The 12,489-nt window shown below is 49.2% G+C and carries 14 protein-coding genes and 1 other annotated feature; all 14 genes read right to left on the bottom strand.

Annotated elements, in window-relative coordinates:
- Positions 1-120 precede the first annotated feature (120 nt).
- The gene (locus ACZ5FK_RS00620; RefSeq protein ID WP_464805992.1) at positions 121-1,407 is read right to left on the bottom strand and encodes a uracil-xanthine permease family protein; all 1,287 of its coding nucleotides are present in this window, start codon (positions 1,405-1,407) and stop codon (positions 121-123) included.
- A gap of 23 nt (positions 1,408-1,430) precedes the next feature.
- Positions 1,431-1,973: a bifunctional pyr operon transcriptional regulator/uracil phosphoribosyltransferase PyrR gene (pyrR, locus tag ACZ5FK_RS00615; RefSeq protein ID WP_464805991.1), complete on the bottom strand. Its 543-nt coding sequence runs from the start codon at positions 1,971-1,973 to the stop codon at positions 1,431-1,433.
- 206 nt (positions 1,974-2,179) lie between these two features.
- Positions 2,180-3,094 carry an RluA family pseudouridine synthase gene (locus tag ACZ5FK_RS00610; RefSeq protein WP_464805990.1) on the bottom strand — a complete coding sequence of 305 codons (915 nt, stop codon included), beginning with the start codon at positions 3,092-3,094 and terminating at the stop codon, positions 2,180-2,182.
- Entirely contained in the window at positions 3,094-3,573 is a 480-nt protein-coding gene (gene lspA, locus ACZ5FK_RS00605) for a signal peptidase II (RefSeq protein ID WP_464805989.1), read from the bottom strand. The genes ACZ5FK_RS00610 and lspA overlap by 1 nt, the downstream gene beginning before the upstream one ends.
- A 132-nt stretch (positions 3,574-3,705) precedes the next feature.
- The gene (gene ileS / locus ACZ5FK_RS00600) at positions 3,706-6,468 is read right to left on the bottom strand and encodes an isoleucine--tRNA ligase (protein WP_464805988.1); all 2,763 of its coding nucleotides are present in this window, start codon (positions 6,466-6,468) and stop codon (positions 3,706-3,708) included.
- A gap of 39 nt (positions 6,469-6,507) precedes the next feature.
- Positions 6,508-6,719, bottom strand: a binding site (T-box leader).
- A gap of 52 nt (positions 6,720-6,771) precedes the next feature.
- Positions 6,772-7,278 (bottom strand): DivIVA domain-containing protein, encoded by a 507-nt coding sequence (locus ACZ5FK_RS00595; RefSeq protein ID WP_464805987.1) that lies wholly within the window; start codon positions 7,276-7,278, stop codon positions 6,772-6,774.
- Between the two features lie 88 nt (positions 7,279-7,366).
- Complete coding sequence (locus ACZ5FK_RS00590) at positions 7,367-8,134, bottom strand: YlmH family RNA-binding protein (RefSeq protein ID WP_464805986.1); 768 nt, start codon at positions 8,132-8,134, stop codon at positions 7,367-7,369.
- Positions 8,135-8,168: 34 nt separating this feature from the next.
- The gene (locus ACZ5FK_RS00585) at positions 8,169-8,459 is read right to left on the bottom strand and encodes a YggT family protein (protein WP_464805985.1); all 291 of its coding nucleotides are present in this window, start codon (positions 8,457-8,459) and stop codon (positions 8,169-8,171) included.
- Between the two features lie 26 nt (positions 8,460-8,485).
- A complete protein-coding gene (locus tag ACZ5FK_RS00580) occupies positions 8,486-8,932 on the bottom strand; it encodes a cell division protein SepF (protein ID WP_464805984.1) in 447 nt (148 codons plus the stop codon).
- Between the two features lie 2 nt (positions 8,933-8,934).
- The gene (locus tag ACZ5FK_RS00575; RefSeq protein ID WP_464805983.1) at positions 8,935-9,627 is read right to left on the bottom strand and encodes a YggS family pyridoxal phosphate-dependent enzyme; all 693 of its coding nucleotides are present in this window, start codon (positions 9,625-9,627) and stop codon (positions 8,935-8,937) included.
- A gap of 61 nt (positions 9,628-9,688) precedes the next feature.
- Complete coding sequence (locus ACZ5FK_RS00570) at positions 9,689-9,937, bottom strand: PRC-barrel domain-containing protein (RefSeq protein ID WP_464805982.1); 249 nt, start codon at positions 9,935-9,937, stop codon at positions 9,689-9,691.
- Between the two features lie 75 nt (positions 9,938-10,012).
- Entirely contained in the window at positions 10,013-10,792 is a 780-nt protein-coding gene (gene sigG / locus ACZ5FK_RS00565; RefSeq protein WP_464807464.1) for an RNA polymerase sporulation sigma factor SigG, read from the bottom strand.
- A gap of 96 nt (positions 10,793-10,888) precedes the next feature.
- A complete protein-coding gene (gene sigE, locus ACZ5FK_RS00560) occupies positions 10,889-11,599 on the bottom strand; it encodes an RNA polymerase sporulation sigma factor SigE (RefSeq protein WP_464805981.1) in 711 nt (236 codons plus the stop codon).
- Positions 11,550-12,443, bottom strand: coding sequence for a sigma-E processing peptidase SpoIIGA (locus ACZ5FK_RS00555; protein ID WP_464805980.1), 894 nt, complete (start codon positions 12,441-12,443; stop codon positions 11,550-11,552). Before ACZ5FK_RS00555 ends, sigE begins: the two co-directional genes overlap by 50 nt.
- Between the last annotated feature and the right edge of the window lie 46 nt (positions 12,444-12,489).

Here is a 12,489-nt window from a genome sequence, read left to right as displayed (position 1 = left end):
GCCTTTCCGCTGGCGGAAAGGCTCGTTGAAACAGACAGTGCCACGGCTTTCCCTCGGGAAGACCGGAACTATCCAGCGAACCTTTCCTTGTCTCACAGGACAAATTTTAAAAGGTCTTGCTCATTCAGTTTCGTCCATCAATGTTTCATCTTTCTTTCCAGGCAGCACGAGATTGAGGACGACGCCGACAATAGCCGCGAGCGCCATTCCGCCGACCTGGAATGTCTCACTGATGTGTACCGATGCCCCGCCAACACCAATCACCAGAATGATCGATGTGATGACGAGATTTCGCTGTTCGCCAAAATCGACTTTATGGTCGACCAGCATCCGCAGTCCTGATGAAGCTATGATTCCGAACAGCAGGATGGAAACACCGCCTAGCACTGCCGTCGGTATCGTCGTGATGGCCGCCATCACCTGCCCTAGAAACGAGAAGAGGATTGCGAACACGGCTGCTCCAATAATAACGCACACACTGTACACTCTCGTGATCGCCATAACACCGATATTTTCACCGTATGTCGTTTTCGGCGGTCCGCCCAGCAATCCGCTGATGAGTGTCCCTAGCCCATCTCCCAAGAGGGAGCGATGCAGGCCCGGTTCTTTGATGAAATTCCGTTCTACCACTTTGCCAAGAACAAGCTGATGGCCGATATGCTCGGAAATGGTGACAATCGAGATCGGCACCATGATCGCAATCAGCGTCGGTGTGACGACAAAGTCATAATCAACGCCTGGTATGAGGAACTTCGGAACCTCGATGAAGGAAGCTTCCCGGATCGGTGTAAAATCGATGATGCCGATCCACCAGGAGTAAAGGTAACCGACAACAATTCCGATCAGCACCGGCATCAGACTGATCACCCCCCGGAAAAACATCAGGCAGATGATTGCTGTAAGCAAAGTGACAATAGCTGCTGAGAAGTGCAGAAGGCTGTAGACTTTCTCGCCATCCACATCAATCATGCTGGCCATCTCGACCGCTACCGGTGCTACCCCAAGACCGATCACCATGATGACCGGGCCGACAACGACCGGCGGCAGCAGTTTCATAATCCACTTGTATCCCGTTTTCCAGATGACAAGTGAGACGAGCGCATAGACGAGGGAAACGAACAAACTTCCGATCATTGCGCTTCCGATCCCCTCCGCTTTCGTCGCCGCGAGAATCGGTGCGATGAAGGCGAATGAAGAACCGAGGTAGGCCGGCACTTTCCCGCCTGTGACGAGGACAAAGACAATCGTCGCAATCCCGCTCGTCAATAGGGCGATGGCTGGGCTTAGATCCACCAGCGTCGGCACGAGGATTGTCGCACCGAACATCGCGAACATATGCTGCAGACTCAGGATCAGCCATTTGGGGGCTGCCGGTCTTTCATGTACATCCAATACTTTGTCGCTCATTTCCCTAGTACCCCCGCTATTGTTTATTTTTCGTGGATGGTGACGCCGTTCGTCCCGTCTTCTTCAGCCAGTTCAACAACGACACGTTCGTCACTTGAAGTGGGAATGTTCTTTCCGACAAAGTCGGGGCGTATTGGCAATTCTCGGTGTCCCCGGTCGACAAGGACAGCCAGCTGGATAGCAGATGGCCTGCCGAGATCCATCACCGCGTCCATCGCAGCCCTGACCGTCCTGCCGGTATAAAGGACATCATCGACCAGGATGACTTTACGGTTGTTCACGTCGTGTTTAATATCGACTTGGTGGACTTTCGGCTCAGCATCTTCATGACGCAGCTGTAGATCATCGCGGTAAAGCGTTATATCAAGCTCCCCTGCAAGGATTGGCTTCCCTTCGATCTGTTCAATTTTCGCCATCAGCCGTTTAGCGAGCACCGCACCCCTTGTTTTGATGCCGACGAGAATGCAATCGTCAATCCCTTTATTCCGTTCAATGATTTCATGGGCAATGCGGGTCACAGCTCTCGTGATCGCCTGCTCATCAAGGATATTCGCTTTTTCAGCCATGCAGATCCCTCCGATTCATAATAAAAAACCTCCCTGCCCAATATATGGCAAGGAGGTTTTGCATTCAGAAAATAAGCGTACAGATGGATTCCGCCGTAGCGGATCCTTTGTACAATTCCGGGCAACCTTCCCAGCCTCTCTGGACTGACTTTAAAGGTATCGCTATTCATTTGCTGAAATGAGTATACTTCGATTTTAACCGGAAGTCAACGATTTTCTTTCCGCAATTGTTCGATGAGGTCCTCATAATTTTCAGGAAGCGGTGCCTTGAACTCCATATACTCTCCGGTAGACGGGTGGACAAAGCCCAGTGTACCCGCATGCAGCACCTGGCCATCAAACTCGATCGTCTTCTTCGGACCGTATTTCGGGTCCCCCGCCAGCGGATATCCGATATATTTCATATGGACACGGATCTGATGGGTACGGCCTGTCTCTAACCTGCATTCGATGAGTGTAAAGTCGCCGAAGCGCTCAAGCACCTTGAAATGGGTGACCGCATGCTTGCCGTTATCAACGATCGTCATGCTTTGCCGGTCCCTCTGATCCCGTCCGATCGGCGCATCGATTGTTCCGTTGTCATGAGGGATATTGCCGTGGACAAGAGCCGTATAGACACGTGTCACCGACTTCTCGACAAGCTGATCGACGAGCGAAACATGCGCTTTATCATTTTTTGCGACCATCAGAAGTCCGGATGTGTCCTTATCGATACGATGCACGATGCCCGGACGCATGACACCATTGATGCCCGACAGGTCATTGCAATGGAACATGAGCCCGTTGACGAGTGTGCCGGATAAATGGCCAGGAGCTGGATGGACGACCATGCCGCTCGGTTTATTGACAACAAGGACGTCACTGTCCTCATAGACGATATCAAGGCCCAGGTCTTCCGCCACGATATCCAGCTCTTCAGGATCAGGCACCTCGACTTCGATAAGATCGCCTTCCTTTAGTTTGGCATTCGGTTTGACCGCCGCTCCATTGACTTTGACTACGCCTTCCTTCAGCCACTGCTGAATTTGAGTGCGTGACCAGTCAGCATGGAGCTCCGGAAGCATTTTATCGATCCGCGTCCCGGCCTGCTGGTCTGTAACAGTAAATTCGAATTGTTCCATTAAGACACCTTTTTCTTCTTGTTCTTTTGTTCTTCGATGATGACAGTGATTACAATGAGCACAACACCGACGGTCAGTGCGGCATCCGCCACATTGAAAATCGGGAAATCATATTTGACGACCGGAATCAGAACATCGACAAAATCGACAACTTCCTTGCGCCAAATCCGGTCAATGAAATTCCCTACCGCCCCTCCGAGGAGGAACATCAGGCTGACACGGAACAGACGGCTCCCGTTCGCTTCTTTGTGGAAGAAATAAAGTATGCCGGCAACGACAAGGAGGGTCACGATATAAAACAGCCACATCTGCCCTTCTAGCATCCCCCATGCCGCCCCTTTATTTCGGTGGGACAGCAGCGCTATATACGGATCCAGCACCGGGATGCGCTGGCCTATTTCCATATGCTGCACGACAAGCCATTTCGTCCATTGGTCAAGTGCGATGACCAAGGCCGCGATTGCATAATAAATGATCAATCCATAAACCCCCGTCCGACAGTTTCTGATTCATTTTACCATAAACGAAGGGCGGCGTGGAAATTTGGCATTGCCGTTTTCTCACTTCGAAAAAAGGCCGCCCATCTCCATAACGGATTGGGCGGCTCCTCATCAGTTGCTATAGTAAGTCGTAACAACATCTGCACATCGGGCACAGAGCAACGGATGGTTCTCATCTGTGCCGACAGACGTGGAAATTGTCCAGCAGCGCTCACACTTTTCTCCTTGCGCAGGCTCTACGTGTACAGTCGCCACATCAAGCTTTACGGCTTCTTCCGGCATTGCGGATTCTTCTTTCTCCTCAAACTCGGAAACGATGAAGAACTGGGCATAATCGATGTCATCGCTGGCAAAGACATCTTTCATGCTCTCCGGCAACGCGACAGTCACTTTCGCCTCAAGCGATTTTCCGATTGTCTTCGCATTCCGTGCTTCCTCAAGTGCCTTGAGCACGTCATCACGGACACGCATAAGTGTTTTGAAGCGTTCTTGGATCTCTTTTGAGCCGCGGTACTCCTCGTACACAGGCATATCCGTCAATTGGACGCTCTCTTCCTCTTCATGTTCTAGATAGCCCCACATTTCGTCAGCTGTATGCGCAAGGATTGGCGACAGCAATTTCAGCAGGGTGATCAGCGAGTCGTACATGACCGTCTGCATTGCCCGGCGATGCGGGTTATCTTGCCCTTCGATATAAACGACGTCTTTCGCAATGTCGAGATAGAACGAGCTTAGCTCATTCGTACAGAAGTTATTGACCGCATGGTACACATCCATGAAATGATATGTTTCATACGAGTTGCGGACTTCCTTGATCAACTCCTGAAGGGATACAAGCACATATTGATCGACTGGACGCAACTCTTCGAATGGAACACGATCTTTCGAAGGATTGAAGTCCGATGTGTTGCCATGCAGGAAGCGGAGTGTATTCCTGATTTTCCGGTATACTTCCGACACTTGCTTGAAGTTCGAGTCCGAGACGCGCACGTCAGCCGTATAGTCGACAGAAGAAACCCATAGACGCAGAATATCCGCGCCAAGCTGATTCATGACTTTCGCAGGGACAATCGTATTGCCAAGGGATTTACTCATCTTGCGCCCTTCGCCGTCAAGGGTGAAGCCGTGGCTGAGGATCCCTTTGTACGGCGCGTGCCCGCTGATTGCAACGCTCGTTGTCAATGAAGAGTTGAACCAGCCGCGGTACTGGTCGGATCCTTCAAGATACAGGTCTGCCGGATAAGCGAGATCATCACGCTCCACGAGCACTCCTTGATGTGTTGAACCTGAATCGAACCAGACATCCATAATATCGGTTTCTTTCGTGAACCTGCCGTTCGGGCTGCCTTCGTGCAAGAACCCTTCTGGCAGGAGATCCTTTGCGTCGCGCTCAAACCAGATATTCGACCCATGTTCGCGGAAAAGATTGGAAACATGATCGATCGTCTCATCTGTGATGATTTCCTGCCCATTTTCTGCATAAAAGACAGGAATCGGAACGCCCCAGACCCGCTGGCGGGAAATGCACCAGTCGCCCCGGTCGCGCACCATGTTGAACAGTCTTGTTTCGCCCCACTCCGGAGTGAACTTCGTGCCCCTGATCGCTTCCAGCAGTTCGCCTCGGAATGATTCGATAGAAGCGAACCATTGGGCGGTCGCACGGAAGATGACGGGTTTCTTTGTGCGCCAGTCATGCGGATACGAGTGAGTGATGAATGATAGGTTCAGAAGTGCACCGGCTTCTTCCAGCTGTTTCGTCACTTCCTTATTCGCATCCTCATAGAAGAGTCCCTCAAAACCAGGAGCTTCGCTTGTCATGACACCGCGATCATCAATTGGTGAGAAGGCATCGATGCCATATTGTTTGGATACATAGAAATCATCTTCCCCGTGGCCTGGAGCTGTATGGACGCATCCCGTACCCGCTTCAGCAGTGACATGTTCTCCGAGCATCACTAGGGAATCACGATCGTAAATCGGATGTTTTGCAATGACACGGTCAAGGTCTGTGCCTTTGATCTCCTCGATTGTCTTATACGATTCCCAGCCTACTTCCTTAGCGACCGACTCCACAAGCTCTTTTGCCATCAAATACTTCTGGCCGTCCACTTCCACGACAGAATACACGAAATCTGGATGCACTGAAATTCCGAGGTTCGCTGGAATCGTCCAAGGCGTTGTCGTCCAGATGACGATTTTCACATCTTCACCGATCACACCTTTCCCGTCCTTCACCCGGAATGCAACATAGATGGAAGGCGATTTCTTATCTTTGTATTCAATTTCCGCTTCAGCCAGAGCAGATTCACTTGATGGCGACCAGTAGACAGGCTTGAGACCTTTATAGATATAGCCCTTTTTCGCCATTTCACCGAACACTTCGATTTGACGGGATTCAAAAGCTGGCTTCAGAGTGATATATGGATTTTCCCAATCTCCCCGCACGCCAAGCCGCTTGAACTCTTTACGCTGATTATCAATCTGGCTATATGCATATTCCTCGCACATCTTCCGGAACTCGGCGATGGACAGCTCTTTCCGGTTGACGCCTTTGTTCACAAGCGCCTGCTCAATCGGAAGGCCGTGCGTATCCCAACCGGGAACGTATGGTGCATTGAAGCCGGTCATGGACTTGTAGCGGACGATCATATCTTTCAGCACCTTATTCAGCGCATGACCCATATGCAGGTCACCGTTCGCATACGGCGGGCCGTCATGCAAGATGAAAAACGGGCGTCCTTCCGTCCGCTCTTGGACCTTCTTGTAAATCTCCATCTCTTCCCACTTCTTCTGCATGTCCGGTTCCTTATTCGGCAAATTCCCGCGCATCGGGAAGTCAGTTTTCGGCATGAGCAATGTTTCTTTGTAATCCATCCGATATTCCTCCTTAAAATAAAAAATCCCCGTCCCTAATAAAGGGACGAGGAATTGTTCTCGCGTTACCACCCTAGTTGCGACTTTTTACAAAGCCGCCTCTCAGTCACCATAACGGGGTGTATCCGGGACCGGTTTTCACCGATCCGGCTCCAGAGTGATTTTCGTTTCCGCTACACTGACCGGGCTTTCACCATCCCCGGCTCGCTAGGCGTGTTTTCGGAAAGTACTCTCTCTTTCAATGCCTGTCATTCAATATGATCATTATTATAGGTGGGAATGAAAAGAAAAGTCAAGCTTCTCTCATTCACGGTCTGCGGCAGCTTCAAGCCCATCCGTATCAGGGACGTATTGCATCAGACCATCCCAATCATCGGATTTGATCATATCCAGCTGCGCTTCGATCAGCATCCTGAACCGGTTGCGGAATACTTTTGACTGTTTTTTCAAATCCTCGATTTCAAGAGCGATCCGGCGTGCCCGGGAAAGCGCTTCGTTGACGATGCGGTCTGCGTTCTTTTCCGCTTCTTTAATAATCAGTTTTGACTCTTGTGCTGAATTGCGCCGTACATCCTCCGCCGCTTCCTGAGCGACAAGGATGGATTTCTGCAATGTCTCCTCAATGGACGTAAAATGGGAGATCTGCTCCTTTGTTTCTTTCAGGCTGTTTTTCAGTTTTTTATTTTCCTCGAGCACATTCTCATAATCTTTCATGATCTGCTCAAGAAACTCATTCACTTCATCTTCATCATAACCGCGGAAGCCGCGGCTGAACTCTTTGTTATGTATGTCAAGTGGAGATAATGCCATGAATCGTCCGCCCCTTTCAGGTAGTCCTTTCTATTATACATATTAGGAGACAAGAAATCAGCAGTTTTTTAATGGATTATCAGAAAAATCATTCTAACGAACCGATTAAGAGCCGGATTTTGTCTTTTTTTGTCCTTCCTTCGATTGCGATCACTTTGAAGCGTCCTGCCCCCCGAATGGAAATCATATCGGATTCATTAACTTCAAAAGCCGTCTGTTCACGCAGTGTCCAGTTGACTTTCACTTTCTCTCCATGAATTAGGGCTGCCGCTTTTTGCCGAGGGCATTTCAATAATGCCGCGACGACCGTATCCAGCCGCAGCGAACTGATGATATAGGTCTGCTCCGTCCAAACTTCTGTCATAGGAAGCAGGTTGTTTGTCTGTTCAAGCCGGATCCTCGTCTTGCCTGCCTGGGTGAAATTAGCTGTCATATAGTCACGCAGCTCATTGGCCACCGTCATTTGAATGCGATCCCCGTCAACCCGGATGTCACCGAATTTCGATCGGTCTATACCAAGCGACATCAATGCGCCAAGAATATCACGGTGCTCAAGTGTGACAAACCTCGAAGGATACTCTATCTCAAAAATAGTTACGGCAAAATCCTCCATTTGCGGTTCATAGTAATCCGGATATAGCAGAATACGCTGGCGCTCTGCGTCTTGGAAACCGCCACTCGCTGTAAATTGGAGTCCTGCCCCTTTCATGAGCGTTTCTGTAATGTAACGCTGACGCGGATCAAGGAAGCCGGTAAGCTTTGGAGAATAGGTATCCTCCACTTCCCGGACCCATCCGGCCGCCATTTCGATGAATGGCTGCTCGTCCTTCCTAAAGTGCTGTACAATCGACTCCAAAAGACCTCTCCTCCTTTCCCTATGTAAAAACACCTCACACAAGTGAGGTGTAGATCAGCTGATAAACAGCATAAATTCCGCGCGGCACCAAGTAATTCAAGACAAGCAGAGCGACAATCGGCGAAAAATCAATCATGCCGAACGGCGGTATGAAACGCCTGAAGAAACCTAAATAAGGTTCCGAAATGGCACCTAACAATCTGCCGAACCTCGTCTCTCTTGTGGAAGGCACCCACGACATCAAAATATAGATGATGAGAAGTATGGAATAAAGCTGGACGGCTCTCATCAACAATCCAGCAATCACGGTTATGGCTGCGAGCATATTAATGTGAACACCTCATTTGATTTCTATCGTTCAAAATAGTCGGAGATGGAACCGGCCACTTCAACATTTTCGGGGACACAGAGGAAAATATCTGTTCCGATTCGCTGAATATCGCCGCCAAGGGCATAGACGGTTCCACTTAAGAAATCGACGATGCGCACGCCTTGATCACGTTCAATCCTTTGAAGATTAACTACTACGGCCCTCTTATTTTTCAGCTGCTCTGAAATATCTTGCGCCTCAGCGTATACCCTGGGTTCAACCAAGATGACCTTTGAGGATTTCTGGATGCTCTGAAGGCTGACGACGGTGCCGGGCTGCTGCTGCATCTCCGATTGCTTTCGTATATTGGCAGTTTTACGTGGAGGTTCCGGGATTGGCTGCTGTATTTGTTGCACAGGCTGTTCCTGCTCAAACTCTTCTTCGTCATCCAAGTAGAACCATTTTTCGAATCGTCTCTTCATGCTCATCGTTATCCCTCGCTTTCCGTCCCGACCAAGGCGGTACCAATTCTAATATGGGTCGCTCCCTCTTCAACTGCGATTACATAATCATTGGACATGCCCATGGAAAGGTATGTACATGGCGCATGCGCAAGGCCTCTTTCCGCAACCCGGTCCCTTTCTCTGCGCAAGGAACGGAAGACATTGCGGATCATTTCTTCATCCTCAGAGAACGGTGCCATCGTCATTAAGCCGACAACACGGATTTTATCGTACGCTTCAAGCTCGGCAAGGAAGCTCTCAAGCTCTGACGAAGAAATGCCCGATTTGGTTTCTTCTCCAGAGACATTTACCTGGAGAAAACAATCAAGCGTTTCTGTCGCCCGCTTTTGGATTTCTTTCGCAAGGCTGATCCTGTCAAGAGAATGAAGATAATCCACCTTGCCCATCAGGTCTTTCACTTTTCTGCTTTGAACATTGCCGATGAAATGCCACGTCGCGCCTTCGTGAATCGCTTCCTGTTTATCAGCCAATCCTTCCAGGCGGTTCTCTCCCAGGTCGAGTATCCCAGCTTCGAGCACTTCTCTCGCCCTGCGAGGAGTGACCTGCTTCGTAACCGCGACAATGGTGATGTCTTCCCGGCTGCGTCCCGAGCGTTCACATGCCTGCTGGATCTCTTCTTCTATCTTACTGATATTTTGCATTACTGTACTCAAGATCATCACTACTTTTCATCTACTTTGCCTTATTGTATCAAGCCAGACCAGACATATCAACGGTTTGTCATCCGTTTTCCAAGGTTTTCTTTCCGACTAATATGATATCTTTGCCGATTGTCACGACATCAGGGTATTTGATTTGCCGTAAGTCGCTCTCCTTCGGTTCAAAAAAGAAAGATCGTTCTCCGCCCCCTACAAGAAGGGAATCGATTTTACCTTGTTTAATGTCGATGGTGGCATCCTGTACGTATCCAAGGACCGAACCTTTCTTCACTTCGATCACTTCCTTTTTCTGCATTTCCGTAAATTTCACAGGCTCTCCCCCTTTTTACACGATATGCGGAGCGAACCCAAAAAAACGCAATGCGGATGCATTGCGTTTCATCTATTACTTGTTTTCCATGCCTTCACGTATAATGTTCATGGCATTTTTCTCAAGCCGCGAAATCTGCGCTTGGGAAATGCCAAGTTCTTTTGCAATTTCCGTCTGTGTCTGTCCAAGATAAAACCGTTTGGAGAGGATCAGCTGCTGCCGTTCACTCATGCCTGCCACCGTTTCCTTGACGGCTACATAAGTGAGCCAACGCTCTTCCGATACTGTTTTATCCTGCAGCTGATCCATGATGAATACAGGATCGCCGCCGTCACTGTTCATCGGCTCATGCAATGACATTGGATCTTGGATGGCGTCGAGTGCGAACAGGATATCATCTTCCGGGATCCCGGTCACCTCTGCCAAATCGGAGATTTTCGGCTCCCTTTGATGTTCATTGATATATTCCTCTTTTGCTTTGATCGCTTTATATGCTATATCTCGCAGCGATCTGGAAACCCTAATGGAATGGTGGTCTCGCAAATGCCGTTTAATTTCCCCGATGATCATAGGGACCGCATATGTCGAGAACCGGACGTTATGTTTCAAATCAAAGTTATCGATGGATTTCAGCAATCCTATGCAGCCGACTTGAAACAGGTCATCCGCCTGTTCTCCGCGATATGCGAACCGTTGGACCAGGCTAAGCACAAGACGCAAATTGCTGATCACGAGTTCCTCTCTCGCTGACTCGTCACCGCTTTGAAGCCGAATAAATGTGGCTTTCATCTCTTCGTTCGTCAGTAATGGCAAATTGGACGTATCGATACCGCAAATTTCCACTCTTGTACGCATCATTCGCTTTTCCTCCGCTTTCTGTAGATGACTGTAGAAAATAGTCTGTCCTCCACTTTGCGGAATATGCGATTTGGAGTGCGCCAATTTAAACCATCAGCTTACCGGGTGGTTCAGACGGTCACGTAAATCGGAAATTATTTTCTTTTCTAAGCGGGAAATATAAGATTGGGAAATGCCAAGAAGTTCAGCTACTTCCTTCTGTGTCATCTCCATCTGTCCCGTGAGCCCAAAGCGGCATTCCATAATGTATCGTTCTCGTTCATCAAGGAGAGTGATCGCTTCGATCATATGCTGGCGCTCAAGTTTCTTTTCGACGTCATCAATGATAATGTGCTCATCAGTACCAAGAATGTCAGATAGGAGAAGCTCGTTACCGTCCGCATCCGAATTTAAGGGTTCATCAAAGGAGATTTCCGACTTTGTTCTGTTCGTTTTCCGAAGATGCATGAGAATTTCATTTTCGATACAACGGGAAGCGTATGTCGCCAGTTTGATGTTCTTATCACTTTTAAATGTTTCGATCGCTTTGATCAGGCCGATGGTCCCGATGCTGATCAAATCTTCGATATGGGTATTTGTATTATCGAACCGTCTGGCGATATAGACGACGAGGCGGAGGTTTTTCTCAATCAATGTGTCCCGCGCCGTCATATCTCCTTCCATGAATGCCCGGATGGTTTTCGCCTCCTCTTCCCTGGTGAGCGGTTTCGGAAGTGATTCATGCCCGCCGATGTAAAATGTCCCCTGTTTTTTCCTAAAGAAGCTCGTTAGTATCGACAGCCAGCTTTTCATCTTTTGCCACATGTGCAGTTCCCCTTTCTTTCAGTATGGATTCCATTGCAGATACATGCAAAATAGCCTCGGCTCCGTTCGGGTAGCGACTATCCTCCCTTGTGAACACAATATAGCCGTCGGGCAGCGAACCAGTATTGCCGATGCTCCAATCAGAGTAACGGAAACCGGCTGTCCAACTGCTCCCCTGGACAGTACTTAGCCTGATAAGACGGATGTCTTTTCGAGCGTACTCCGGAAAAGAATCGAGATCAGAAGGTCTCTTGGGATCCCATTTTTCAAGAGCGGAACAGACGGCTTCTGGCAGCTTATCCTTTGCCGCACGATATGAAACGAAATGTACCGGCGACCCGCTCATCGGCTCCTTGCAGCCATTTCCCGTATCTACGAAAACTGTCAGCGGAATCTTCACATCCCAAAGACGGAGACAGGAACGGGAAATGAGCATATCCACCTGCTTCGCGACACGCACATCCAGCCACTTCGCTTTAAATACGGACAAGGAAATGAAAGCAAGAGCTGCACAGACCAGAACGGATAATTGGGAAGAGACCTTGAATTGCTGGGCAGAATAGATTGTCAATAGCCCTCCTGCGAAAAATGCACCGACTAGCACTATGCCAGCCGCCTTTCGCCAAGCTGTAAAGTCCCGTCCAAATGCTACATACGTCATCAGCAGGAAAGAGACGATCATGCCTGGAAGCGAATGCGGGAAAAATGTGACCGGCAGTGCACCTGCAAAGGAAGCGGAGACGAGCCTGCCGCGGGCGGCCTGTATGTTTCCGGCTTTATTCGCAAAAGACAACACGGCAAAGTTGAAAATCATGTTTATGCCGATGATGATTTCGCCATACATGGACCACCCTCCTTTGTAAATTAAGGTTACCACTTGGTCTATGAAA

The organism is Sporosarcina sp. GTC18466 (assembly GCF_055389225.1).
Note: the sequence above shows the minus strand (reverse complement) of the source record. Positions and strands in the feature narration are given on the sequence as shown.

Coding starts and splice junctions, on each gene's coding strand:
- ileS (WP_464805988.1), bottom strand. CDS start 6,468: ATGGATTACAAAGAAACATTGCTCATGCCGAAAACTGACTTCCCGATG.
- sigE (WP_464805981.1), bottom strand. CDS start 11,599: ATGTGGCAAAAGATGAAAAGCTGGCTGTCGATACTAACGAGCTTCTTT.
- pyrR (WP_464805991.1), bottom strand. CDS start 1,973: ATGGCTGAAAAAGCGAATATCCTTGATGAGCAGGCGATCACGAGAGCT.
- ACZ5FK_RS00595 (WP_464805987.1), bottom strand. CDS start 7,278: ATGGCATTATCTCCACTTGACATACATAACAAAGAGTTCAGCCGCGGC.
- ACZ5FK_RS00585 (WP_464805985.1), bottom strand. CDS start 8,459: ATGCTCGCAGCCATAACCGTGATTGCTGGATTGTTGATGAGAGCCGTC.
- ACZ5FK_RS00555 (WP_464805980.1), bottom strand. CDS start 12,443: ATGTATGGCGAAATCATCATCGGCATAAACATGATTTTCAACTTTGCC.
- ACZ5FK_RS00620 (WP_464805992.1), bottom strand. CDS start 1,407: ATGAGCGACAAAGTATTGGATGTACATGAAAGACCGGCAGCCCCCAAA.
- ACZ5FK_RS00580 (WP_464805984.1), bottom strand. CDS start 8,932: ATGAGCATGAAGAGACGATTCGAAAAATGGTTCTACTTGGATGACGAA.
- ACZ5FK_RS00575 (WP_464805983.1), bottom strand. CDS start 9,627: ATGATCTTGAGTACAGTAATGCAAAATATCAGTAAGATAGAAGAAGAG.
- sigG (WP_464807464.1), bottom strand. CDS start 10,792: ATGCGTACAAGAGTGGAAATTTGCGGTATCGATACGTCCAATTTGCCA.
- ACZ5FK_RS00610 (WP_464805990.1), bottom strand. CDS start 3,094: ATGGAACAATTCGAATTTACTGTTACAGACCAGCAGGCCGGGACGCGG.